Raw genomic sequence first — 24,272 nt, 5'->3', positions numbered from 1 at the left:
ACTTCCGGTTGCCCTGTCCAAATGGGCCTTTTAAGCCTAGATCCAGTTGTTGAAATTGCTACTTACTGATGCGATTAAATGGGTAGGTTCGGTAGGGTTCTACCCCGTTAGCACGGACACTTTCGAGTAAGCTCACGCCGAGCTGAAGGAGTGTTCATGAAGCGCAAGAGGCGTGGCTTTGGCCGGATAGCCACTGGCCGTCCGGCAGGCGTAAGGAATCTGCTGAAGCGCGACTTCTCTGCCCTAGAACTGGAACGCAAATGGGGCACGGATATCACGGAAATCGCCTCCTTGGAGGGCAAACTGTTCCTGTGCGTGGTGATCGACCTGTACAGCAAGCTGGTGATTGGCTGGTCGATGCATCACCGCCAGGATCGGCAAATGGTGATCCGAGCGGTGGAACTGGCGATCTGGCAACGCCAGGGTGACTGGTCAGTGATCCTGCATTCGGATCGCGGTAGCCAATTCACCAGTGCTGACTACCAGCGCTTTCTGAATCGCAACACGCTGGTCTTCAGCATGAGTGCAGTCGGGCATTGCGGCGACAACGCTGCCTGTGAAGGCTTCTTCGGTCAGCTCAAACGGTAGCGTGTTGCCCATCAGTCGTATCGAACTCGTGATGAAGCACGGGCGGATCTCTTCGACTACATCGAGCAGTTTCATAACCCACGAATGCGTCGTAAAGTCGCCCGGCAAGATCTGAAATTTTCAGCCCTTTTCAAACCGTCCGTGGAAATAGGGTAGAACCCTGAGCCGGTTATACAAAAATTCGGACACCCTCCTCACACTGTAAAGAAAAAGGCCTGCTCACATGCAGGTCTTTCCTAGACCGGTCCAACTGTCACATCCCTGCGAAGCGCTCAGCGCCTGGCCACGTCAGCCCAGTGCAATAACACGCTTGAGCATCGATCTGAACAGATCGACCTGCTCGGCGCTGTAACCTGCGAAGACCTTGTCCTGCTGGGTCTTGGCGATATGCCAGAGGATGTCGGCCTGTTCCAGGCCTCCAGCGCTCAGGACGTAGGCACCTTCGCAGCCCTCCACCAGGCCTTTGCGCTGAAGGTTGCGGATCGATTCTTCGATTTCGCGCGTCGGCATCGCGACCTGCGCCTGCAGCTCACTCATGCCCAGCGAAGCATCGCCCTCGAGCACCATGAGCATGCGCGCCTCGCTGGTGCGCAGGCCTGTCGCCAGTTGTCGTGGCTGATAGTCGCTCTGGTAGCTGCGCACGGCCTGGGTCATCAGGTAGAAGAGGTTTTCCCCCAAGCGCCCCTGGAAGGCGGTCTTGCTGACGCTTTCGCTTTTCCTGAGCAGACGCGGGTGCGGCAGTACCGAAGAGTAGGCCCCCTGGTGATACAGCAGAGGGGCACGGCCGAAATCGTCGAAGGCCACCACCTTGCCAAGCAGAATCCAGTGATCACCACCGTCGATCTGCTGATGCAGTTCGCACTGAAAACGCGCCGCACAGTCGGCGAACAGCGGCGCGCCACCGGCGCCCTCCTCGACCTCGATACCCGCGAACTTGTCGTCGCTGGAACGGGCGAACTGATTGGACAGATCGATCTGATCGGCCGCCAGAACATTCACGGCAAAATGGCTGGCGGTATTGAATACGTCATAGCTGCTGGAGCGCTTGTCGATGCTCCAGAGGATCAGCGCCGGCTCGAGAGAAACCGAATTGAAGCTGTTGGCGGTCACCCCGACACGCTGCCCGTTGGCTGCGGAGGTCATGATGGTCACCCCCGTGGCGAAGTTACCCAGGGCACGGCGAAAGGCACGCGGGTCGAAGCCCGCTTCTTGTTGAATGCTCATGATGTTCCTCTGTGCCGGGGCATGCCCGGCAAATGGATTCGCGAAAGTTGAAGGCTCAGCGGGGCCGAGTCAGACCATGCTCGGGTCCGGCTCCAGGCCCATCAGCTCCCGACCGAGGATCTGCGCGCAGACGTCGTAATCGGTGTAGGCATGCGCCCCGGTCATGTGCGAATCGCGGAACAGTCGCTGCATCTCGTTGCTATCGAACCAGCTGGTGCCGCCGGCCGCCTCGAACAGGCGATCCACCGCCTGGATGCACATTTTCACCGCGTAGGCCTGGTTGGTGCGCCAGAAGGCCAGGGTACGACTGTCCGGGTACTGATGGCGCTCGCCGTGTTCGGCATGTTCAAGCCAGGTCTTTTCCAGGAAGGCGCGGGCGGCGGAAATCTGATGATTGGATTCAGCCAGGCGCATCAGCGCGGGGGTTGCAGTACCGACACTGACGCCGGTGTATGCGCGCACTCGGTTCCTGGTCTTCTCGGCATAGACCAGCAGCATGCGCTCGGCGATACCCAGGCTGATGGCGGCAAAGCCACTGGCAAAATACGGCCGGTAGGGTGCGTAGAAAATCTTGCTGTCGGGATACAGGCCATAGCCGGCCGAGCGCCCCTCCATCATGTCCTTGGCCGCTTCGATCCGGTGCTCGGGAATGAATACGTCCCGCAGGATCAGGGTCTTGGTACCGCTGGCCTTCATGCCGGCAACGTACCAGTCGTCTCGGATCTCATACTCGCTGCGCGGCACTACGCCGAAGCAATAGACTGGCGGCTCACCGTCCCCGGCGGGTCGGCGGAAACCTACGATGGCCCACTCGGCATGATCACAGCCGCTGCTCCAACCCAGTTCGCCGTTGAGGATGATGCCCCCCTCGACGTTCTGTGCCTTGCCAAAGGGGGCGACGCTGCTGCTCGCGGTCGCATCACGGTCCTCCCCCCAGACATCTTCCTGCAATTGGCGAGAAAACATGGCCATCTGGTGGCTATGGGTGCACAGCAGGCTGAATGCCCAGGCCGTGCCGCCACAGGCACCGGCCAACGCCGCCACACAGTCGGCAAACTCGGGCAGGGAGATTTCCAGGCCACCGTAGGCCTTGGGCTGGAAGGCACGATGCATGCCGATGCCCTTGAGCATGGCGATGTTCTCGGCAGGGACCTTGCGATCCCTTTCCGCCTGGGCAGCATTGGCAGCAATGGCCGGGAGGATTTCCTGCAGGGCATCGAGCAGAGGATTTGGCTTTTTCATTGTAGGGGCCTTTCTTGTTAGAGATTCGTTCGCTTTGCTCATGACTGACGCGACATGAGTCGAGCTGCGCACTGTGGCGGCTGTACGAGGAGGATTATGCGCAGGCCCAGCGATGGCCAAAATGGACGTTACGGTCTGTTGATTGCACTTTTCATGGGAACTCTCGCCATTCAGGCCGGAGAATTCGTAGCGCAGCACAATTTGTTAACAACATAACGAAAAAGCTATTATCCACCGTCTCTTCCCGCCTCGGATACACCTCGCCATGCGTCGCTGGCCCAACGCCTTGCGTGCCCTGCATCATCGCAATTTCCGCCTGTACTTCAGCGGCCACGCCATTTCCACGTTGGGCACCTGGGTGCAACAGGTCGCCTTGTCCTGGCTGATCTACCGGCTGACCGACTCGGTCGCCCTGCTCGGGCTGACCACCTTCGCCGCGCTGTTGCCGCAGTTGCTGGTCGGCCCGTTCGCCGGAGCCTGGATCGATCGCCACGACAAGCGCCGCCTGCTGATTCTGGTCGAGGGTGCATTGGCCCTGCAGGCGCTGACACTGGCAGCGCTGACAGCCAGTGAGCTGATCAGCCCTGCGCTGATCGTGGCCATGGCGGCCTTGCTCGGCATCCTCAATGCCGTGGACACGCCCTTGCGCCAGTCGCTGTTGAGCCAGTTCGTCAATGATCGCGCGGACCTGCCCAATGCACTGGCGCTCAATGCCATGCTGTTCACCCTGTCGCGCTTCATCGGCCCGCCCCTGGCCGGCCTGCTGCTGGGTTTTGTCAGCGAGGCGGTATGCTTCGCCCTCAATGCGGCCTCCTATCTGGCCCTGATGATCGGCCTGACCTGCGTACGCCTGGCACCCTCACCGCGCGCCAGTGGCTCGTTTCGCAATGTCTTCGGCGAAGGACTGCGCTATGTCCTGGGCAACCCGCCCGTACAGCGCCTGATGCTCAGCGTGCTGGCGGTCAACCTGACTGCGTCCAGCTACGTCGTGCTGCTGCCGGTCTTCGCCCGCGATATCTTCGGCGGTGATGCCACCACCCTGGGCTGGCTGTGGGGCGCAGCCGGTCTCGGCTCGCTGGGCTCGAGCATGTTGCTGGCCGGCAGGAACACCACTGCCACCCTGCCCGGCCTGATCCTCGCCTCGATTGCCATCAGCGCCCTGGCCATGCTGATACTGGCCAGCAGCACACTGCCCTGGCTGTCGCTGATTGCCATGGCGCTGCTGGGCTTCGGCATCACCATCAACAATGTCGGCACCAACATCATTCTGCAGAGCAATGCACCCGAGGCTCTGCGCGGCCGGGTCGTGGCCTTGTACACCTCGACCCGTTTCGGTTTCGACGCCATCGGCGGGCTGCTGGCCGGCCTGCTCGCCGCCCGCCTGGGAGCCCCCTGGGTATTGGCCGGAGCAGGCAGCCTGCTGCTGATCTACTGGGGCTGGGCGCTGTATCAGCAACGCCAGGTGCTGGCCAGTCGCTGAGACAGGCGAGGTACCGGGCATAAGCGCGGCTCGCGGCTGAAGCCGCGCCTACAGCGAGCAGCAATGCTCCACTAGTCGAGTCGGCTCAGCCAATAGGCCAGCAACACGCCCACTCCAGCCAACCCGACCACCAGTCCCATCGGCCAGGGCGTACCGTCATACAAGACGCCCACCAGGGCACTGCAGAGGGTCCCCACGGCGAACTGCGATGCCACCGCCAGGCCAGCCGCCGCGCCGGCCTGGCGCGGAAAGATGGCCATCAGACAGGCCAGGCAGTTGGCACCGAGCATGCCGGTAACACTGACGTACAGCAGCACGCACAGCGCCAAAGCCGTCAAACCACCCACGCCCAGGGCGGTGCAGGCCAGCAGCGCCAGCCCGGACAACACTGCAACACCGGCACCCAGGCCAAGCATGCGCTGTGCACCGAGCCGCCCCACCAGGCGGGCATTGGCAAAACTCATGCTCATGATGCCGGCGATATTCAGGCCGAACAGCCAGGCATATTGCTGCGGGGAAATGCCGAAGTACTGGATGTAGACGAAGGGCGATGCAGTGATGAAGGCGAACATGCCGCCGAACGCCAGGCCCATGCACAGGATGTAACCCAGTGCCCGCGGCTGCCGGGCGATCTCGCCATAGGCACGGAATGCGGCAAACGCCGAGGAGCCACGCGCCTCGAGCGGGTGGGTTTCCGGCACGCGCCGGGCCACCAGCACCAGACACAGAGCGGCGAATCCCAGCAGGAAGACGAAGATGACCCGCCAGCCATCGAACATGATCAGGTAGCTGCCGATGAGCGGCGCCAGCAGGGTGGCAATCATCGTCACCTGCTGCATCAGCGACAGTACCCGCGCCGCATCGTCGAGTGGGAACAGGTCACGCACGATCACCCGCGCCAGCACCGAGGCCGACGCCCCACCGAGCGCCTGCAGCAGGCGCCAGACCAGCAGTTGCTCCGCCGTGGCGGCCAGCGCGCAGCCCAGGCTGGCCAGCAGGTACAGACAGATACCGCCAAGCAGCAGGCGACGCCTGCCATAACGATCCGAGAGTGGTCCATAGAACAGCATGCCCAGGCTGAATCCGGCCAGGAACAGGCCGATGCTCAGTTGCACCTGCCGCTCGCTCGCCCCCAGGTCGCTGGCAATCAGCGGCAGGCTGGGCAGGTACATGTCGATCGACAAGGGCCCGAACGCCACCAGTGCCGCGAGCAGGACGATCAGGCGACGCGGTTTATCGACGAAGGACATACGGGCTCCTGCAAACGATGAAAAAAAGCCGCCCGCAGGCGGCCAAGTCGCACAGTGGAGATCAGAGCGAAAGCAACCACAGGCAAAGCCCGGGGAAGGCCACCAGCAGCACGATGCGCAGCAGGTCGGAACAGAGGAATGGAATAACCCCGCGCGCCATATCCATCAGCGGCACATCGCCTGCCGTGCGCTGCACGATCAGCAGGTTCATGCCCATGGGCGGGGTGACCAGACCGATCTCCACCACCATCAGGGCGAGAATGCCGAACCAGATCGACTTGTCCACCTGGCTCATGCCGAAGAAGTCCAGGCCAATGATCACCGGGTAGAAGATCGGGATGGTCAGCAGGATCATCGCCAGCGAATCCATGACCATGCCCAGCACCAGGTACAGCACCAGGATGGCGACCAGCACCAGCATCGGCTCCATGCCGCTGGCCAGTACCCAGGCGGCCAGTTCGGCCGGCATCTGCGTCAGCGCCAAGCCGGAATTGAGCAGGTCGGCGCCGAGCAGCACGAGGAAGATCATCGCCGTGGTTTCCGCCGTGCCCAGCAGGCTCGCGCGAACACCGGCCCAGCGCATGCCGCCCTGGAACACCGCGAGCAGACCGCAGGCCGCAGCGCCGATGGAGGCCGCTTCGGTCGGGTTCGACCAGCCCCCGTAGATACCGATGATCACCACGAGGAACACGCCGATCACCGGCACCACGCTGGCGAAGGCCTTGAGCCGTTCGGCTGCGCTGGCCTTGGCCTGCTCGTGCTCGCCGTGCCCTTCGCGAGCAACCATGATGCGCAGCACCAGCATGTAGCCCACCACGGCCATCAGCCCTGGAACCACGGCAGCCACGAACAGGCTGGCGATCGACTCCTGGGTCAGCACCGCATAGATGATCAGCGGCACCGACGGCGGAATCAGAATACCCAGTGTCCCGCCGGCTGCCACGGTGGCCGTGGCCAGGCGCCCGGAGTAGTTGTAGCGACGCAGTTCAGGCAGGGCGACATGGCTCATGGTCGCCGAGGTTGCCAACGACGAGCCGCAGATTGCGCCGAAGCCGGCGCAGGCACCGATCGCCGACATGCCCATGCCGCCGCGCCAGTGCCCGATAAAGGCTGAAGCGCAGCGAAAGATGGAGCGCGACAACCCACCATGGGTGGCGAACTGGCCCATCAGCACAAACAGCGGAATCACCGCCAGGTCATAGTTGGACAGGCGCGAGTAGACCAGGTTGTTGAGGGTGAACAGCAGCGCCGACAGATCGCCGTCATTGACCGCCCAGAAGCAGGCCACGCCACCAACCATCATGGTGATGCCGATGTGCACGCGCAGCACCAGCAGGATCATGGTGATGGCCAGCGCGATCAGGCCGAGACTCAGACCGCTCATGGACGACCTCCGGGACGCTGATACAGCTCGAAGACACGCGCCAGAGCGCACATGGCCAGCAGCAACAGACTGGGCACGATGAACAGCAGGGGAATCCACAACGGAATCGACAGCAGCGTGGAAACGTCGCCGTACTCCCGGCTGTCGAGTGCCTGCAGCCCCGTGCGCCAGGCCAGCAGCAGCGCCACCAGCAGGCAAGCGAGATGGGCGAAGGTATCCAGCAGACGCCGCAACGCAGGGGAAACGGCCAGGGTGAAGGCATCCACCTTGATATGCGCACCGCGCAGCTCGCATAGCGGCAAGAAGGCTGCAATGGCGATGGCAGCGCCAATTTCCATCAACTCGATATCACCGCGAATGGGTGCAGACAGCAGCTTGCGGCCGACAATGGAAACCAGCGACATACCGATGAGTAACAGCAGCAGCAACCCACCGCCCAGCGCAAAGCCCTGCGCCGGATAGTACAGGGCACGGTACAGACGACCATGCCCTGCGGGCGAACTGCCGTCGAAGGACAGCGACTCGTTCATGATCAGGACTACCGATTACCAGCGGCCAGGTTGCGGACGCCGTCGATCAGCGCCTTTCCGTCGAGGTTCTTGCCATTGGCTTCACCGATCCATTGCTCGATGGCACTGGCCGACGCCTTCTGCATCTCTGCATAGGCAGCGGGTTCGATGCGGGCCAGAGCGGCCTCTGGAGCCGCAGACTCGGCAGCTTCCGTGGCCTTGTCCCAGGCCTCGGCAAAGCGCTCGGACAACGCCTTGCCGCTGTTACGCTCGATGATGGCCTGCAGGTCCGCCGGCAGAGCATCGAACCTGCGCTGGTTCATCAGCATGGTCAGCACGGTATAGCCGAACGCCGGTTGCCCTTCCGGGGTGACACTGTGGAACTGGGTGACTTCATCCAGCTTGGTCGCCGGCACCACTTCCCAGGCGGCCAGCGCACCGTCGACCACGCCCTTGGAAATGGCCTCGGTCATCTGCGCCGGCGGCATGCTCACCGGGGTGGCACCCAGGCTCTCGATGGTTTTTGCCGCAGTACGACTGGAAGCACGCAGCTTCAGGCCATTGAGGTCGGCCAGGGTATTCACCCGCTTGCCACGGGTATGCAGGCTCATGCCGCCATCGCCATGCACCACCAGCACCTTGTAGCCCTTGAAATCATCCTTGGCGTACTGCTCGTAGTAATCCCAGATGATCGCGTTACCGGCCTTGCCGCCATAGGGCAGGACGAAGGGCAGCTCCAGCGCCTCGACCCGCGGGAACTTCCCGGCGGAATAAGCCGGCGCCGTCCAGACGATATCCGCCACGCCATTGCGTGCCATGTCCGCCAGCTTCGCCGGGGTGCCGCCCAGTTGCATCGACGGGTAGATCTGACACTGGATACGGCCAGCCGACTCCTTTTCCAGCTGGGCACACCAGGGCTCGATGATGTTGGCCTGAGCATTGGACGTGGAGGGAAGGAAATGAGCGACCTTCAGCTTGACCGTCTGCGCCTGAGCGCAGGAGGCGGCAGCAGTCAGTGCCACACACAGAAAGGCGGAGTAAAGGGATTTCATGCGGTAGCTCCATTTTGTTGTTGTAACCATGCGCACGCAGTACGACGCCGGTCTGGGTGAAGCGCTATTACGTTAATAAGCTAATAAATTTACGAACAATGTCAATCACTACCGGTGCCGAACACCGCTTCGGTGACGACCAGCGAAGGTCAAAAATCATTGATTTATCGTTTATTTTCAACGAATTGAACACCTACAAAGCAGTAAACCACTCGCCATGAAAGGCCATGGAAAATTGAGCCTTATTGTTAACATATTAATTTGGTGCTAGGTTCATTTCGCCATTCCTGCTTCGCGGCAGCGGTATGGCGGGCACTTAACATAGCCTCAGAGATAACAACAATGACTCGAAAAGCACCTTCACTCCCCCTGCTCTCCTGCATGCTCGCAGGCTCCTGGATCGTCAGCGGCAATGCCCTCGCCGCCTTGCTCGACGACAGCAAAGCCAGCCTCGAACTGCGCAACATGTACCTCAACCGCGACTACCGTGAGCCAGGCACCGCCACCTCCTACGGCGAAGTGTGGGCCCAGGGGTTCATCGCACGCCTGGAATCCGGCTACAGCGAAGGCACGGTTGGCTTCGGTGCCGACGTGATCGGCATGCTCGGTTTACGTCTGGACTCCGGCAAAGGCCGGGTCAACGGCGCCAGCGGCGGTGGCGGCATCGGCATGCTGCCGCTGGAAAGCGATGGCAGTCCGGTGGATGACTACAGCGAACTGGGCGTGACGGCCAAGGCCCGTATATCCAAGAGCACCCTGCACCTGGGCACCCTGCAGCCCATGTTGCCGGTCGTGCAATACAACTACACCCGCCTGCTGCCCGGAACCTACAGCGGCGGTCTGCTCACCTCGCAGGAAATCGAGGGACTGACCCTGCATGCCGGTCGCCTTACCGAGTACAACCTGCGCGACCAGAGCCACCGTCAGGACTTCCCCAACGACATCGACAGCTTCGACCTGCTCGGTGGCAGCTACGCCGTCAATCCACAGTTGACCGCCAGCTACTACTACGGCCGCTATGACAACACCTACAAGCAGCATTTCGCAGGCCTGGTCCATAACCTGCCGCTGGCTGAAGGGCTGAACCTGCGCAGCGACCTGCGCTATTTCCAGACCGATTACGATGCCAGCGGCGTTGGCAGGAACCACTTCCTCAACGGCATATTCACCCTGAGCGCCGGCGCGCATAAGTTCGCTGCCGGCTTCCAGCGCATGTCCGGTGAGTCGGTGCTCGGCGTGATCACCGGTTCCGATCCGTACAGCACCAACCTGTCGACCTACTGGACCTTCAACCGGCAGAACGAAGATGCCTGGCAACTGCGCTACGACTACGACTTCGTCGGCCTGGGCATTCCCGGCCTGACCTTCATGACCCGCTATATCAGCGGTTACGACATCGAAAGCAGCGCCGGCAACAATGGCAAAGAGTGGGAACGCAACAGCGACCTGGTCTACACCTTCCAGGACAGCACCCTGAAGGGCTTGCGCGTACACCTGCGCAACGTGACCTACCGTGCCGGGCAGGTCACAGGCCCGGGCGCCGTGGATATCGACGAGAACCGCGTGATCGTCAGCTACACCCTGCCCCTGCTGTAACCTCGTGCGTGCCCGGCGACGGCCGGGCACGCACGCAGCCGCGTACATCAGCCCTCGAATGAATCCGTGTCAGGGCACTCGGGAGCATGTGGCCTGCGCTGCGCCAACCGGCTACTGGATTGACATGCGGACCAGATGCGAGCCGGCTACGCCCTGCTGCGCAGCCTTCAGATGCCGTCAGCCCGGCTACGCAAGCGGTATTCGCCCGGCGTGACGCCGGCATGCCGGGAGAAGAAGCGACTGAAGTAGGCCGGGTCCTTGAACCCCAGCTGGTAGCAGATCTCGTTGACACTGCAGGCGGTAAACAGCAGCAGGCGCTTGGCCTCCTGCATCAGGCGCTCGAACACCAGGCGCTTGGACGGCATGTCGGCGATACGCCGGCAGACATCGTTGAGGCGTGCCTCGGTCACCCCTAGCAGGCGCCCATAATCGGCCAGGGGCAGATGCTGCAGGTAATGCGCCTCGACCAGTTGATTGAAGCGCTGGAAGATGTGCATGTCCTCGCGCCGCGCCGGCTGCGCTGACAGGGAACGCTCCGACAGACGCAGCAGACCGATGAAGATCAGCCGCGTCAACGCCTGCAAGGCCGTTTCGCGCCCTGGCCGGGCAGCGGAAAACTCGCCGCGCAACTGGTCGAACAGTAGATTCAAGCGCAGCACTTCATCGCGATACGCCTCTCCCAGCTCACCGATTGCCACACAGATCGGCGCGAGCTGCGCGCCCGGAGCCAGCCCGACCACCTCCTGCAACAGCGGCCAGACCAGCTGCTGGCGCACGGTGATCACATGGCCATCGCTGGCAGCCTCGGTGACGAACGCATGGGCGATGGTCGGCGGCGTGAGAAAGAACATCGGTCCCTGCTGCACGTAGCGCTGGTCGTCGAGGTAGACGCGCACGCTGCCACTCTTGACGTAATGCACCTGGAAGAACCGATCGTGCCGGTGCACCGGCATGTTGCGCCCGAAGAAGTCCGCCAGCTTGCCCAGCGCTTCGTAATGCACTTCGGAATCGGCATAGCGCTGGTCATAGACCTGGCCGATGTCGATATTGGGGATCGGCGGGCGGCTCGCCATCACATGCGCTTCAGGGCTTGATCTGCTTGAGCTCGTTGAGCAGGCCGAACAGTTGCTGGAGCTTCTCCGCGCCGAACTGCTCGAGGATACGCTGGTAGTTGCGCTCCATGTCCTCGCTCATCGACACGAAGCACTGCTGCCCCTGCTCGGTCAGGCCGACGAAGACACGACGCTGATCCTGCGCCGACTTCCAGCGCCGCACCACACCATCGCGCTCCATCCGCGACAGCACGCCGGTCATGCTCGGCTTGAGGATGCAGGCCTGGCTGGCCAACTGATGGATCTCCATTTCTCCGGATTGCCGCAGGATCCGAATGATCCGCCATTGCTGCTCGGTCAATCCGTGCTGGTTCAGCGAAGGACGGAAAAAGCCCATGGCCGCTTCGCGCGCCTGCAGCAGGGTAAGAGTCAGTGAGGGACGTGGGGCAGCCATGGACGAGTCGATTCTCCGGCGGTGTCAGAAATAGATAGGAATTTAAGCAATTTCTGCCCAGCCGACGCAAACACCAGTGAGTCACACGCGTCGGCCTGGCAAGCCAAGTCAAGCACATTGGCAGCCCCAGACAATAAATGACGGGCGAAGCGCCGTTTAATGAGCACACAGCCGAGACTCGACAGGAAGCATGACTTGACCAAAGTTAATATGTTAACTATAAAATTAGCATGTTAACGATTTACCGGTACCGAACCGATAGTTCGGCACCACTGCCTTTATGCACTGGGAGCTTCCCAGAACGATCCAGGAGTGAAGCATGCGTCACGCCGCTAGCGACATCGCCACAGGCACTCTGTTCGGCATCGCGCTGAACTACCAAGGGCTGCTGCAAAGCCGGCTGGCCGAGTTCAACGAGCCGCCCTATCAGAAGCCGCCGGTCAAGCCGGTGCTGTTCATCAAGACCCCCAATACCCGCAATGGTGATGGCCAGGCCGTGTTCATGCCGGCCGGCGAACGCCTGCAGCCGGGGCCTGCCCTGGGCGTGGTGATCGGCAAGACCGCCAGTCGCGTCAGCGAAGCCGAGGCGATGAAGCATGTCGCCGGCTACCTGATCGTCAATGAATTCAGCCTGCCGGAAGACAGCTATTACCGCCCGGCCGTCAAGGCCAAATGCCGTGACGGTTTCTGCGCCCTGAGCAGCGACGTGGTCGCGCTGAGCAACCCGCACAACCTGACCCTGACCCTGCTGGTCAACGGCGAAGTGCGCCAGGAAAACAGCACGGCCAACTTCGTGCGCAGCATCCTGCAACTGATCACCGAACTCAGCGAGTTCATGACCCTGCATGAAGGCGACGTGCTGATCACCGGCACCCCGGAAGGCCGCGTCGACGTGCAGCCCGGCGATGAAGTCGTGGTGGAAATCAGTGGCCTGGGCCGGCTGACCAACACCATCGTCGCGGAATAAGGAGAGCACCATGAAACACGCCCGCATCCGCTACCAGAATGAAATTCACGCCGTCACCGTCGAGACAGACAACGCCGTGCGCCTGGCCGATGGTCGCCTGCTCGCCGAAGCCGATGTCGAGTGGCTGCCACCTGCCGAAGGCAGCATGTTCGCCCTCGGCCTGAACTACGCCGACCACGCCGCCGAGCTGGCCTTCAAGGCGCCGACCGAACCGCTGGCGTTCATCAAGTCGCCGGGCACCTATACCGGCCACAACCAGATCACCTGGCGCCCCGACAACGTCAAGTACATGCACTACGAGTGCGAACTGGTCGCCGTGATCGGCAAGCCGGCGAAGAACGTCAAGCGCGAGGACGCCCTCGAGTACCTGGTGGGCTACACCGTTTGCAACGACTACGCGATCCGCGACTACCTGGAGAATTACTACCGGCCCAACCTGCGGGTGAAGAACCGTGACTGCACCACTCCGGTCGGCCCGTGGATCGTCGATGCAGCCGAAGTGCCGGACCCGTCCAGGCTCAGGCTGCGCACCTGGATCAACGGCGAGTTGAAACAGGAAGGCAGCACCGCCGACATGATCTTCGACATCCCCTATCTCATCGAATACTTCTCCAGCTTCATGACCCTGCAGCCGGGCGACATGATCGCCACCGGCACGCCGGAAGGCCTGGCCGACGTGGTGCCGGGCGATGAAGTGGTGGTGGAAGTGGAAGGCGTTGGCCGCCTGGTCAACCGCATCGTCAGCGAATCCGAATTCTTCGCCGCCCGCGGCCGATAACACGCACAAGGTACAGAATCATGATCAAGCACTGGATCAACGGCAAGGAAGTCGAGAGCAAAGAGACTTTCACCAACTACAACCCCGCCACCACCGAAGCCATTGGCGAAGTCGCCAGCGGTGGGGCCGAGGAAATCGACCTGGCCGTGGCCGCCGCCAAGGCAGCCTTCCCCAAGTGGGCCAACACCCCGGCCAAGGAACGCGCCAGGCTGATGCGCAAGCTGGGTGAGCTGATCGACCAGAACGTGCCCAAGCTGGCCGAGCTGGAAACCCTCGACACCGGCCTGCCCATTCACCAGACCCGGAATGTGCTGATCCCGCGTGCCTCGCACAACTTCGACTTCTTCGCCGAAGTCTGCACGCGCATGGACGGCCACAGCTATCCGGTCGACGACCAGATGCTCAACTACACCCTGTACCAGCCGGTCGGCGTATGCGGCCTGGTGTCGCCATGGAACGTGCCGTTCATGACCGCCACCTGGAAGACCGCACCGTGCCTGGCACTGGGCAACACCGCGGTACTGAAGATGAGCGAGCTGTCGCCACTGACGGCCAACGAGCTGGGCCGCCTGGCCCTGGAGGCCGGCATTCCGCCGGGCGTGCTCAACGTGGTCCAGGGCTATGGCGCCACCGCCGGCGATGCGCTGGTGCGTCACCCGGACGTACGCGCCATCTCCTTCACTGGCGGCACCGCCACCGGGCGCAGGATCATGCAGACCGCTGGCCTGAAGAAATACTCGATGGAGCTGGGCGGCAAGAGCCCGGTGCTGATCTTCGACGACGCCGACCTCGACCGCGCCCTCGATGCCGCGCTGTTCACCATCTTCTCGCTGAACGGTGAGCGCTGCACCGCCGGTTCGCGCATCTTCATCCAGGAAAGCGTCTACGACCAGTTCGTCGCCGAGTTCGCCGCACGCGCCAAACGCCTGATCGTCGGCGACCCGACCGACCCGAAGACCCAGGTCGGTTCGATGATCACCCAGGCGCACTACGACAAGGTCACCGGCTACATCAGGATCGGCATCGAGGAAGGCGCCAATCTGGTCGCTGGCGGCCTGGAGCGTCCGGCTGGCCTGCCCGCGCATCTGGCCAGGGGTCAGTTCATCCAGCCGACCGTATTCGCCGACGTCGACAACCGCATGCGCATTGCCCAGGAAGAAATCTTCGGCCCGGTGGCCTGCCTGATCAAGTTCAAGGACGAAGCCGAAGCCCTGCGCCTGGCCAACGACACCGAGTACGGCCTGGCGTCCTACATCTGGACCCAGGATATAGGCAAGGCCCATCGCCTGGCGCGCGGCATCGAGGCCGGCATGGTCTTCATCAACAGCCAGAACGTACGCGACCTGCGCCAGCCGTTCGGTGGCGTGAAGGGCTCGGGTACCGGCCGTGAAGGCGGCGAGTACAGCTTCGAGGTATTCGCCGAGATCAAGAACGTGTGCATTTCCATGGGCAACCACCACATTCCGCGCTGGGGCCTCTGAAAAGCCGTTCGCACCTGAGCGACCGTTGCCTTAGCCTCGACGGTCTGCACACGCGACGAATGCGCGGATCGCATCCCCCTCCGCTGGAGGGGGATGCGGACGACGCAACGAAGATTTTGCCGGACGTGCGAACAACCACAATCAAGCACGAAAGCGCCGTTGCAACGGACTTTCCAGCAGGAGAATCACCATGGGCAAACTCGCTCTGGCTGCCAAGATCACCCACGTCCCCTCGATGTACATCTCCGAGTTCCCCGGCCCGCGCCAGGGGTTCCGTCAGGCGGCCATCGACGGCCACATCGAGATCAGCAAGCGCTGCCGCGAGCTGGGCGTGGACACCATCGTGGTGTTCGACACCCACTGGCTGGTCAACGCCGGCTACCACATCAACTGCGGACCGCACTTCAAGGGTCTGTACACCAGCAACGAGCTGCCGCACTTCATCAGCAACATGCCGTACGAGTTCCCGGGCAACCCCGAACTGGGCAAGATCCTCGCCGCCGAGTGCAACCGCATGGGCGTGGAGACCATGGCCCACGACGCCACCACCCTGGCGCCGGAGTACGGCACCCTGGTGCCGATGCGCTACATGAACCAAGACCAGCACTTCAAGGTGGTTTCGGTCTCCTCGCTGTGCACCTCGCACTACCTCAATGACAGCGCCCGCCTCGGCTGGGCCATGCGCAAGGCAGTGGAAGAGCACTACGACGGTACCGTGGCATTTCTCGCCAGCGGCTCGCTGTCGCACCGCTTCGCACAGAACGGCCAGGCACCGGAGTTCGCCACCCGGATCTGGAGCCCGTTCCTGGAGACGCTCGACCAGCGCGTGATCCAGATGTGGCAGAACGGCGAATGGCAAGACTTCTGCGCCATGCTCCCGGAGTACGCCGCCAAGGGCCACGGTGAAGGCTTCATGCACGACACCGCCAAGTTGCTCGGGGCGCTGGGCTGGTCGAACTACGACGGCCAGGTGGAAGTGCTCACTCCCTACTTCGCCGCCTCCGGCACCGGGCAGATCAACGCCATCTTCCCGGTCACCGCGCAGGACGGTTCGGCCATTCCCGCGCCGAGCGCCTCCCAACCGGCCAGCGTGCCTTCGACCAGCCGACTGTAACCCCGAGCGGGAGCGGCTGCCGCCACGACAGACGACTGACTGAAGCCCGACTGAACCGCTCCTGCCTTTGCGAGGACACTGCAATGCCCCACCTGGTGCTGCTGTACACCCCGGACCTGGAAAGCCAGGCCGACATTCCCGGCCTGTGCCGCGCGCTGGCCGACAGCATGCTCGAACAGCGCGACGAAAGCGGCAAGGCCGTGTTCCCCACTGGCGGCACCCGTGTGCTGGCCTACCCCGCCACGCACAGTGCCGTGGCCGACGGCAAGGGCGACTACGGCTTTCTCTACGCCAACCTGCGCATGGGCGCCGGCCGCAGCGCGGCCGTGCACAAGCAGGTTGGCGACAGCCTGCTGGCGACCTTGCGTCAGTACCTGGATGCCCTGCAGCAGCAGCGCCCGATCGGTCTCACGCTGCAGATCGACGAAAGCTCCGGCCAGGTCTACGACGGCAAACACAGCAGTCTGCACCCGCTGTTCAACACCTAACCCGCGCCCTCCCTGCGCGACTCGACACCACTGCCGCGTATCTGCCCGAGGCACTGCGCGCCTACCGCTCAAGAGAGATCCGCCATGCTCGACTCGACCCTCATCCAGCAGGCTGCCGCCCGCCTCGACGCCGCCGAGCGCTCGCGCCAGCAGGTTCGCCAGTTCTCCCTGGACCACCCCGCGATCACCATCGAGGATGCCTACGCCATCCAGCGCGCCTGGGTCGCGCAGAAGATCAGGGACGGACGCAAGCTGGTCGGCCACAAGATCGGCCTGACCTCGCGCGCCATGCAGGTGTCGTCGAACATCAGCGAACCGGACTACGGCGCGCTGCTCGATGACATGCTGTTCGATGAAGGCAGCGACATCCCCTTCGAGCGCTTCATCGTGCCGCGCGTGGAAGTGGAACTGGCGTTCATCCTCGGCAAGCCGCTGAAAGGCCCGAACGTGACGATCTTCGACGTGCTCGACGCCACCGAGTGGGTGATTCCGGCGCTGGAGATCATCGACGCGCGCATCCAGCAGCTCGACCCGGAGACCCAGGTCACGCGCAAGGTGTTCGATACCATCTCCGACAACGCCGCCAACGCCGGCGTGGTCATGGGTGGCCGTGCCGTGCGCCCGACCGAGATCGACCTGCGCAAGGTGCCGGCGGTGCTCTACCGCAACGGCGTGATCGAGGAGTCCGGGGTATCCGCCGCGGTACTCAACCACCCGGCCAAGGGCGTGGCCTGGCTGGCCAACAAGCTGGCGCCGTACGACGTCACCCTGGAGCCGGGCCAGATCATCCTCGGCGGCTCGTTCACCCGTCCGGTGGCGGCCAATCCGGGCGATACCTTCCACGTCGACTACGACATGCTCGGCAGCATCGCCTGCCGGTTTATCTAAGCCACAAGCGGCAAGCTTCAAGCCACAAGAACAGCAGCGTTCGCTTGCCGCTTGAAGCTTGTGCCTTGCAGCTCTCCGAAGGAGCCCCCATGGACATGCCCATCAACACCTTCAAGCAACGCCTGCAATCGGGCGAGGCGCAGATCGGCCTGTGGCTCGGCCTGGCCGATCCGTACTGCGCGGAGCTGGCGGCCAACGCCGGCTTCGACTGGCTGCTGATCGACGGCGAACACGCGCCCAACGACCTGCGCGGCCTGCTCGGCCAGTTGCAGGCCGTGGCGCCGTACGCCTCTCGGCCGGTGATCCGCCCGGTGATCGGCGACACCGCGTTGATCAAGCAGATTCTCGACATTGGCGCACAAACCCTGCTGGTGCCGATGGTAGAGAGCGCCGAGCAAGCCCGTGAGCTGGTGCGCGCCATGCATTATCCGCCGAGCGGCGTGCGTGGTGTCGGCAGCGCCCTGGCGCGTGCCTCGCGCTGGAACAGCATCCCCGGCTACCTGGACCAGGCTGACGCGCAGATGTGCCTGCTGGTGCAGATCGAGAACCTCGACGGCCTGGCCAGGCTCGATGAGATCGTCGCCGTCGATGGCGTCGATGGCGTGTTCATCGGCCCGGCTGACCTCAGTGCCTCCATGGGCCATCGCGGCAACCCCGGCCACCCCGACGTGCAAGCCGCCATCGAAGACGCCATCGTGCGTATCGGCAAGGCCGGCAAGGCCGCCGGCATCCTCAGTGCCGATCAGAGCCTGGCCCGTCGCTATATCGAACTGGGCGCCAGATTCGTCGCCGTAGGCGTCGACACCACCGTACTGATGCGCGGCCTGCAGACCCTGGCCAGCGCCTTCAAGGATGCTCCGGCACCGTCCACCAGTGGCGGCGGCGTTTACTGACCCGCCCCGCCAGCATTTGCAAGAGAACGACATGAAACTCACCGATCTGAACCTGCTGCGCGAACAGGCCTATATCGATGGCCAATGGGTCGAGGCGGACAACGCAACGCGCTTCGCCGTGACCAACCCGGCCAATGGCGAACTGATCGCCGACGTGGCCGCCGTCGGCCAGGCAGAGACCGCCCGCGCCATTGCCGCGGCGAAAGCGGCCCTGCCCGCCTGGCGCGAGAAGACCGCCAAGGAACGCAGCGCCATCCTGCGCAACTGGTACAACCTGATCATGGCCAACCAGGAAGACCTGGCCCGCCTGCTCAGCTGGGAACAGGGCAAGCCGCTGGCCGAAAGCCGTGGCGAGATCGCCTATGGCGCCAGCTTCATCGAGTGGTTCGCCGAAGAAGCCAAGCGTGTCTACGGCGACGTCATCCCGCATGACAAGCAAGGCCGTCGCCTGGTGGTGATCAAGCAGGCCATTGGCGTGGTCGCGGCGATCACCCCGTGGAACTTCCCCAACGCCATGATCACCCGCAAGGTCGGCCCGGCCCTGGCCGCCGGCTGCACCGTGGTGCTCAAGCCCGCTTCGGAAACCCCGCTGTCGGCCCTGGCCCTGGCGGTACTGGGCGAACGCGCCGGCATCCCGGCTGGCGTGCTGAACATCGTCCCCGGCAATGACTCGCGCGCCATTGGCAGCGAGCTGACCGGCAACCCGGACGTGGCCAAGCTGTCCTTCACCGGCTCCACCGGCATCGGCAAACTGCTGATGGCGCAATGCGCCGAAACCATCAAGAAAGTGTCACTGGAACTGGGCGGCAATGCGCCGTTCATCGTCTTCGACGATGCCGATCTGGATGCCGCCGTGCAGGGCGCCATCGGCTCCAAGTTCCGCAACAGCGGGCAGACCTGCGTGTGCACCAACCGTCTGCTGGTGCAGAACGGCGTGTACGACGAGTTCAGCCAGCGCCTGGTCGAGGCCGTGAATGCCCTGAAAGTCGCTCCGGCGGGTGAGGACGGCGCCCAGCAGGGCCCGCTGATCAACGCCAAGGCCGTGGCCAAGGTCGAAGAGCATATCCAGGACGCCGTGAGCAAAGGCGCCAAGGTGCTCGCCGGTGGCAAGCCGCATGCGCTTGGCGGCAGCTTCTTCGAGCCCACCGTGCTCGGCGACGTCACCCCCGAGATGCTGGTCGCACGCGACGAAACCTTCGGCCCGCTGGCACCGATCTTCCGCTTCGACAGCGAGGCCGAGGCCATCGCCATGGCCAACGACACCGAGTTCGGCCTCGCCTCCTACCTGTACACCCGCGATCTGGGTCGCGCCTGGCGCGTCAGCGAAGCGCTGGAATACGGCATGGTCGGTGTCAACGAAGGGCTGATCTCCACCGAGGTCGCGCCGTTCGGCGGCATCAAGCAGTCGGGCCTGGGCCGTGAAGGCTCGCACTACGGTATCGACGACTATATCGAGCAGAAATACATGTGCCTGGGTATCTCCTGAGCCCCGCCACACCATGCTGGCTTGTCACCCTTATGGCCCCTGACCGGGCCATTTTTTTGAGTGCTCGGCTGCACGCCGCGTCAATCCGAGCTAGCAGTCCGATCCTGTGCCCATCACACGGCACCCACCATGTCTTACGAGAACCACATGCCCCGCTCCCGCACGCTACTCGCTCCCCTGCTCTGCCTGCTCGGTTTGGCGAACGCCGCCCAGGCCGAAGACAGTGTCTATCGCCAGGCGCTGGACAAGGAGTTGGCCAACCGCGCCGTCGCTCGCCAGGTGGTGCCACAACTGGCCGAACGGCATATCGGCACGGCGCAGGGCGAATTCTGGCAAGCCTATGCCGAGCTGGAAGCCATGCAGCACGCACGCTATGCCGACGAAGCCAGCCGCCAGAGCCTGCGCAATGAGCACCGCGGCGGCCTCAAGGCCGGCGCCTCGCTGGCTTTCGCCCGGTTGTTCAACGCGACGTTCATCAAGATGCTGGCCGGCGCGACCGAGCGCTATCTGGCAGAGCTCGAAGCCCTGCCGGCTCAAGACGACAGCGCCAGCCAGCACTTCTGGGACTATGTGATCGAACAGGAGCGCGCCCAGGTGAATGCCCTGGCACTGGCGGCCGAGAGCGATTTCCAGGGGGCGACGGCCGTGTTGGCGAACTTCAGCCGGCAACGGCTGCAGAGCGAGTGACGAGCATCGCGACCGCCTGAGTCGCAGGGCGGACAGCGCTTCAGCCGTCCACCTTCCCAGGAGGGGTCATGCTGGACAGCAAGAACCTCGCCCACCCTAGGGCTTCACTCCGCGCAACTCGCGCAGCAGCTCCAGCAAGGTCGCCAGTTTCTCCTCACCCATCTGCTGCTGGATACGCTGGTAGTTCTTCTCCATTTCGACGCTCATCGAGGCGAAACACTGCTCGCCTTGTTCCGTCAGGCTGACCAGCACTCGCCGCTGGTCCTCGAGCATCCTGCGCCGCCCGACGAGGCCATCACGCTGCAGCCGTGCCAGCACGCCGCTCATGCTCGGTTTGAGGATGCAGGCCAGACGCGCCAACTGGTGATTCTCCAGCTCGCCCTGCTGACGCAGGATGCGGATCACCCGCCATTGCTGCTCGGTAAGGTCGTGCAGGTTGAGTTGCGGACGGAAAAACCGCATCGCCGTTTCACGGGCTTGCAGCAGGGTCAGAGTCAGGGAAGGACGAGGACTTGGCATGTTCGCGCTGAATGATCGGCTACGGAGCTGTTCAATTATCTGTCGCTGGCACAGCATGGGATGGTCTTCTTCAGGTCGCCCCAGAAGTGATCCAGGGCTTCTTTCTGCTGCGCGGAAAGGTTCTCCAGCATGTACACGCGGCGGCGCTCGTCAGTACCCAGCACCTGCATCGGCCGCTCCGTGGCGAGGTCCTGGTGGACCTGCAGCTCTGGCTTGAGCGGCGAGTAGAAGTAGGTCACCCGCGCGTTGCGAATCGCCTGTTCAGGCTGCAGCAGGTAATCCATGAAGCGGTAGGCCAGGTCAGGGTTGCCGGCATTGGCCGGGATCGCCAGGCTGTCGATGAAGGCCACCGCACCCTCCTCCGGCACCTGAAAACGCAACTGGGGATTGCGCTGCGCCGCAGTCAGCGCATGCCCGGCCCAGGCCATCGCCACGCACAGACGGCGCTCGCCCAGCGCCTTGATATAGCTTTCGTTATCCAGCGCATCCAACTGCGGCCCGATCTTCAGCAACGGCTGCAAGCTGCGCTCGATCTGCCGCGGGCCATACTGCGGCAAATTGCGCCCACGGTAGTTGAACCAGAGCGAGGCGGTCTCTTCCGGCGCATCCAGCATGCTCAGGCCACAACCGCGCAGGCGCGAGGCCTGGCGCTCACTGAACAGCAGGCTCCAGCTGTTGGGCAGCGGCCCGCCATAGCTGGCTTCGGCGCGTTGCGGGTCGATGGCCAGACCGACCACGCCCCACAGGTAAGGCAGCGCATAACGATCAGCCGACTCGACACCCGCCAGCATGGCCAGCAAGCCAGGCGCGATGTTTTGCCGATTGGGCAGGCGTGCCATCTCCAGCGGGCGCAGCTGGCCACTGCGAATCAAGCGTCCCAACTGGAAATGGGACGGGACTATCACGTCATAGGGCGTAGCCGAAGCCAGTGCCGCGTCCAGTTCTTCGGCAGCCGTGAATGTCTGGTAATCGACGCGAATCCCGGTCTGCCGTGCGAAATCCGCCAGCACCTGGGGATCGATGTAGTTCTTCCAGTTGAGCACACGCAGAGCCTCCTGAGCCTGCGCCTGAGCGCACAACAACAGGATCAGCAATGCAGCTAGCAACCTCATGGTGACACTCCTTGGCGAGAGGTGGATCACCATTAGATCCCTGCGCCTGGGGACGATGCATGCGCGAGCCTGCCAGGCACTTGTCCAGGGCTGACATCACGGCAGGCATTGATTGCCGCGATTCATTAAGCTGTTCATGATCTCTCATCCTGCCTGGACATCACCATGAACGATCTGCTTCGCCACACCCCCAGCCTGAGCCTTGCCCTGGCCATGTCAGCGTTGCAGGCCGCACTGCAGCACGCCCAGAACGCTGGCGTGAACGTCAGCATCGCCGTGGTCGATGGCGCCGGCCATCTGCTGCACATGGCGCACATGGACGGCGCGCCGCTGCTGAGCCGCGACATCGCCCTGAACAAGGCACGCACGGCCGTCAGCTTCGGCCTGGCCACGCACGCCTGGCAGGAACGCCTGCAACGCTGCTCCCCAGCGGTACGCCAGGGCCTGCCCTTGCAACCGGGGCTGGCCCTGTTCGGCGGCGGCGAACCGTTTCGGCACGCCGGGCAGATCATCGGCGCCATCGGCATTTCCGGTGCATCCGAAGCGCTCGACAGTGCATGCGCCGGCGCGGCGCTGGCGCGGGTCGCGCAGTTGCTCGAGCGTGTCAGTCCGGATCAAAACTAACGGCAGGCAGGAACAAGACGCTCCCAGGGTGGCAGGCACTACTATCACCGCAACACACAGGACTTCCTTTCCGTCTTCAGGCAGCAGTCATGATCAATATCGAAACGCCGACCTACTACACGGCCACCAAGAAGTACGACCTCAGCTTCCCTTCGCTGGATCAGGACCTGGAAGCGGACGTCGTGGTGATCGGCGGTGGCTTCTCCGGCATCAACACCGCACTGGAGCTGGCCGAAAAAGGCATCACCAATATCGTCGTGCTGGAAGGACGCTACCTTGGCTTCGGTGGCACCGGGCGCAACGGTGGGCAGATCATGGCCGGTATCGGTCACGACCTGGAAAAGATCAAGAAGGACGTGGGCGAGGCCGGCCTGCGGCAGATCTTCGAAATCAGCGACATGGGCGCCGACATCATCAAGGGGCGTATCGCCAGGTACGACATCGATGCCGATTTCTGCCACGGCTACGGCTACATGGGTTTCAACGCCCGCCAGGAGAAAACCCTGCGCGCCTGGGAGAAGGAGTTCAAATCCCTGGGTTCGCCCCACGAAATTCGCTTCCTCGGCGGTTCCGAGGTCAAGCAGATCATCGGCTCCGATGCCTACAGCAGCGCCCTGCTGCACATGGGTGGCGGCCACGTGCACTCGCTCAACCTGCTGCTCGGCGAAGCCACGGCACTGGCCAGCTACGGGGTGAAGATCTTCGAATACAGCCCGGCCCTGGAAGTGCAGTATGGCGAGCGCATCACCGTGCGCACCGGCAAGGGTTCGGTCAAGGCCAGCAAACTGCTGTGGGCCTGCGACAGCTTCCTCAACAAGCTGGAGCCGGAACTGCATCGCAGCACCATCAACACCTATGCCTTCCAGATGATGACCGAGCCGCTGTCGGATGAGCTGATCCAGCGCATCAGCCCGATTCGCGGTGCCTATAGCGACATTCGCCCAGTCATCGATTACTACCGCGTGACCAACGAGAACCGCCTGCTGTTCGGCGCCGCCACGCCGCTGGTCGAGCACATCCCCGGCGACCTCAAGGCCTGGAACCGCAACCTGATGCTGAAGATCTTCCCTTACCTCAAGGACGTGAAGATCGACCTGGCCTGGGGCGGACCGATGGCCTGCAGCGCCAACCTGTTCCCGCAGATCGGCAGCCTGCCGGGCCGCCCCAACGCCTTCTTCGTACAGGGCTACTCGGGCTTCGGCGTGACCCCCAGCCACATCATCTGCAAGGTGCTGGCCGAGGGCATGAGCGAAGGGTCGGCGCGCTACGACCTGATCAGCTCGGTCAAGCGCGGCAGCATCATCGGCAAGGACCAGCTGCGCCCGCTGCTGCTCACCGGCGGCAAGACCTGGCACCAGATTTCCGGCTACTGGAATGGCCGCCGTTAACGACACCCCGGCGCCA

General features: G+C 63.3%; 23 protein-coding genes and 1 pseudogene. 14 read left to right on the top strand and 10 right to left on the bottom strand.

Annotated elements, in window-relative coordinates; genetic code table 11:
* Positions 1–165 precede the first annotated feature (165 nt).
* A pseudogene (locus JLK41_RS06175) lies at positions 166–744 on the top strand (IS3 family transposase); the annotation flags it as partial.
* 132 nt (positions 745–876) lie between these two features.
* Here JLK41_RS06175 and JLK41_RS06170 read toward each other — a convergent pair.
* Both JLK41_RS06170 and JLK41_RS06165 read right to left on the bottom strand, forming a co-directional pair.
* Entirely contained in the window at positions 877–1,812 is a 936-nt protein-coding gene (locus tag JLK41_RS06170) for a p-hydroxyphenylacetate 3-hydroxylase reductase component (protein ID WP_210390603.1), read from the bottom strand.
* A gap of 69 nt (positions 1,813–1,881) precedes the next feature.
* Positions 1,882–3,054, bottom strand: coding sequence for a p-hydroxyphenylacetate 3-hydroxylase oxygenase component (locus JLK41_RS06165; RefSeq protein WP_210391197.1), 1,173 nt, complete (start codon positions 3,052–3,054; stop codon positions 1,882–1,884).
* A gap of 265 nt (positions 3,055–3,319) precedes the next feature.
* On the opposite strand from JLK41_RS06165, the gene JLK41_RS06160 reads away from it, so the two are divergent.
* On the top strand, positions 3,320–4,534 hold the full coding sequence (locus JLK41_RS06160) for an MFS transporter (protein WP_210390602.1): 1,215 nt from the start codon (positions 3,320–3,322) through the stop codon (positions 4,532–4,534).
* Positions 4,535–4,605: 71 nt separating this feature from the next.
* Here JLK41_RS06160 and JLK41_RS06155 read toward each other — a convergent pair whose 3' ends face one another.
* The 4 genes from JLK41_RS06155 to JLK41_RS06140 form a co-directional block, all read right to left on the bottom strand.
* Positions 4,606–5,784: a Bcr/CflA family multidrug efflux MFS transporter gene (locus tag JLK41_RS06155; RefSeq protein ID WP_210390601.1), complete on the bottom strand. Its 1,179-nt coding sequence runs from the start codon at positions 5,782–5,784 to the stop codon at positions 4,606–4,608.
* A gap of 61 nt (positions 5,785–5,845) precedes the next feature.
* Complete coding sequence (locus tag JLK41_RS06150; protein ID WP_210390600.1) at positions 5,846–7,168, bottom strand: TRAP transporter large permease; 1,323 nt, start codon at positions 7,166–7,168, stop codon at positions 5,846–5,848.
* On the bottom strand, positions 7,165–7,698 hold the full coding sequence (locus JLK41_RS06145; protein ID WP_210390599.1) for a TRAP transporter small permease: 534 nt from the start codon (positions 7,696–7,698) through the stop codon (positions 7,165–7,167). Before JLK41_RS06145 ends, JLK41_RS06150 begins: the two co-directional genes overlap by 4 nt.
* Before the next feature lie 8 nt (positions 7,699–7,706).
* A complete protein-coding gene (locus JLK41_RS06140) occupies positions 7,707–8,729 on the bottom strand; it encodes a TRAP transporter substrate-binding protein (RefSeq protein ID WP_179553627.1) in 1,023 nt (340 codons plus the stop codon).
* A 381-nt stretch (positions 8,730–9,110) separates the two neighbouring features.
* Between JLK41_RS06140 and JLK41_RS06135 the strand changes: the two genes are divergently transcribed.
* Positions 9,111–10,325 (top strand): OprD family porin, encoded by a 1,215-nt coding sequence (locus JLK41_RS06135; protein WP_244976480.1) that lies wholly within the window; start codon positions 9,111–9,113, stop codon positions 10,323–10,325.
* A gap of 167 nt (positions 10,326–10,492) precedes the next feature.
* Here the strand turns inward: JLK41_RS06135 and hpaA are convergent, their stop codons facing one another.
* Complete coding sequence (hpaA, locus tag JLK41_RS06130; protein ID WP_210390597.1) at positions 10,493–11,398, bottom strand: 4-hydroxyphenylacetate catabolism regulatory protein HpaA; 906 nt, start codon at positions 11,396–11,398, stop codon at positions 10,493–10,495.
* A gap of 10 nt (positions 11,399–11,408) precedes the next feature.
* Positions 11,409–11,831, bottom strand: a complete 423-nt coding sequence (gene hpaR, locus JLK41_RS06125) for a homoprotocatechuate degradation operon regulator HpaR (protein ID WP_179553624.1) — start codon at positions 11,829–11,831, stop codon at positions 11,409–11,411.
* Between the two features lie 319 nt (positions 11,832–12,150).
* Between hpaR (JLK41_RS06125) and JLK41_RS06120 the strand changes: the two genes are divergently transcribed.
* The 9 genes from JLK41_RS06120 to JLK41_RS06080 all read left to right on the top strand — a co-directional run bounded on the left by JLK41_RS06120 (position 12,151) and on the right by JLK41_RS06080 (position 20,613).
* Positions 12,151–12,798, top strand: a complete 648-nt coding sequence (locus JLK41_RS06120) for a fumarylacetoacetate hydrolase family protein (protein ID WP_210390596.1) — start codon at positions 12,151–12,153, stop codon at positions 12,796–12,798.
* A gap of 10 nt (positions 12,799–12,808) precedes the next feature.
* On the top strand, positions 12,809–13,576 hold the full coding sequence (locus JLK41_RS06115) for a fumarylacetoacetate hydrolase family protein (RefSeq protein ID WP_210390595.1): 768 nt from the start codon (positions 12,809–12,811) through the stop codon (positions 13,574–13,576).
* A 20-nt stretch (positions 13,577–13,596) separates the two neighbouring features.
* Positions 13,597–15,057 (top strand): 5-carboxymethyl-2-hydroxymuconate semialdehyde dehydrogenase, encoded by a 1,461-nt coding sequence (gene hpaE, locus JLK41_RS06110; protein WP_210390594.1) that lies wholly within the window; start codon positions 13,597–13,599, stop codon positions 15,055–15,057.
* Positions 15,058–15,247: 190 nt separating this feature from the next.
* A complete protein-coding gene (gene hpaD, locus JLK41_RS06105; protein WP_210390593.1) occupies positions 15,248–16,171 on the top strand; it encodes a 3,4-dihydroxyphenylacetate 2,3-dioxygenase in 924 nt (307 codons plus the stop codon).
* Positions 16,172–16,254: 83 nt separating this feature from the next.
* Positions 16,255–16,659, top strand: a complete 405-nt coding sequence (locus tag JLK41_RS06100) for a 5-carboxymethyl-2-hydroxymuconate Delta-isomerase (RefSeq protein WP_179553619.1) — start codon at positions 16,255–16,257, stop codon at positions 16,657–16,659.
* A gap of 84 nt (positions 16,660–16,743) precedes the next feature.
* Entirely contained in the window at positions 16,744–17,547 is an 804-nt protein-coding gene (gene hpaH / locus JLK41_RS06095; protein ID WP_179553618.1) for a 2-oxo-hept-4-ene-1,7-dioate hydratase, read from the top strand.
* An 89-nt stretch (positions 17,548–17,636) separates the two neighbouring features.
* Complete coding sequence (gene hpaI / locus JLK41_RS06090; protein ID WP_210390592.1) at positions 17,637–18,440, top strand: 4-hydroxy-2-oxoheptanedioate aldolase; 804 nt, start codon at positions 17,637–17,639, stop codon at positions 18,438–18,440.
* A gap of 31 nt (positions 18,441–18,471) precedes the next feature.
* On the top strand, positions 18,472–19,926 hold the full coding sequence (locus JLK41_RS06085) for an NAD-dependent succinate-semialdehyde dehydrogenase (RefSeq protein WP_210390591.1): 1,455 nt from the start codon (positions 18,472–18,474) through the stop codon (positions 19,924–19,926).
* Positions 19,927–20,073: 147 nt separating this feature from the next.
* Positions 20,074–20,613 carry a hypothetical protein gene (locus JLK41_RS06080; protein WP_210390590.1) on the top strand — a complete coding sequence of 180 codons (540 nt, stop codon included), beginning with the start codon at positions 20,074–20,076 and terminating at the stop codon, positions 20,611–20,613.
* A 96-nt stretch (positions 20,614–20,709) separates the two neighbouring features.
* Here the strand turns inward: JLK41_RS06080 and hpaR (JLK41_RS06075) are convergent, their stop codons facing one another.
* Together hpaR (JLK41_RS06075) and JLK41_RS06070 are read right to left on the bottom strand one after the other, a co-directional pair.
* On the bottom strand, positions 20,710–21,132 hold the full coding sequence (gene hpaR, locus JLK41_RS06075; protein ID WP_210390589.1) for a homoprotocatechuate degradation operon regulator HpaR: 423 nt from the start codon (positions 21,130–21,132) through the stop codon (positions 20,710–20,712).
* A 35-nt stretch (positions 21,133–21,167) separates the two neighbouring features.
* On the bottom strand, positions 21,168–22,244 hold the full coding sequence (locus tag JLK41_RS06070) for an extracellular solute-binding protein (RefSeq protein ID WP_210390588.1): 1,077 nt from the start codon (positions 22,242–22,244) through the stop codon (positions 21,168–21,170).
* A 165-nt stretch (positions 22,245–22,409) separates the two neighbouring features.
* Between JLK41_RS06070 and JLK41_RS06065 the strand changes: the two genes are divergently transcribed.
* Positions 22,410–22,868, top strand: coding sequence for a GlcG/HbpS family heme-binding protein (locus JLK41_RS06065; protein ID WP_210390587.1), 459 nt, complete (start codon positions 22,410–22,412; stop codon positions 22,866–22,868).
* An 89-nt stretch (positions 22,869–22,957) separates the two neighbouring features.
* On the top strand, positions 22,958–24,256 hold the full coding sequence (locus tag JLK41_RS06060) for an NAD(P)/FAD-dependent oxidoreductase (RefSeq protein WP_210390586.1): 1,299 nt from the start codon (positions 22,958–22,960) through the stop codon (positions 24,254–24,256).
* The last annotated feature ends 16 nt before the right edge of the window (positions 24,257–24,272 follow it).

This window comes from Ectopseudomonas khazarica, from assembly GCF_017915135.1.
Taxonomy (GTDB): domain Bacteria; phylum Pseudomonadota; class Gammaproteobacteria; order Pseudomonadales; family Pseudomonadaceae; genus Aquipseudomonas; species Aquipseudomonas khazarica.
The sequence above is the reverse complement of the archived record's forward strand: the minus strand, read 5'-3'. Positions and strand labels throughout refer to the sequence as shown.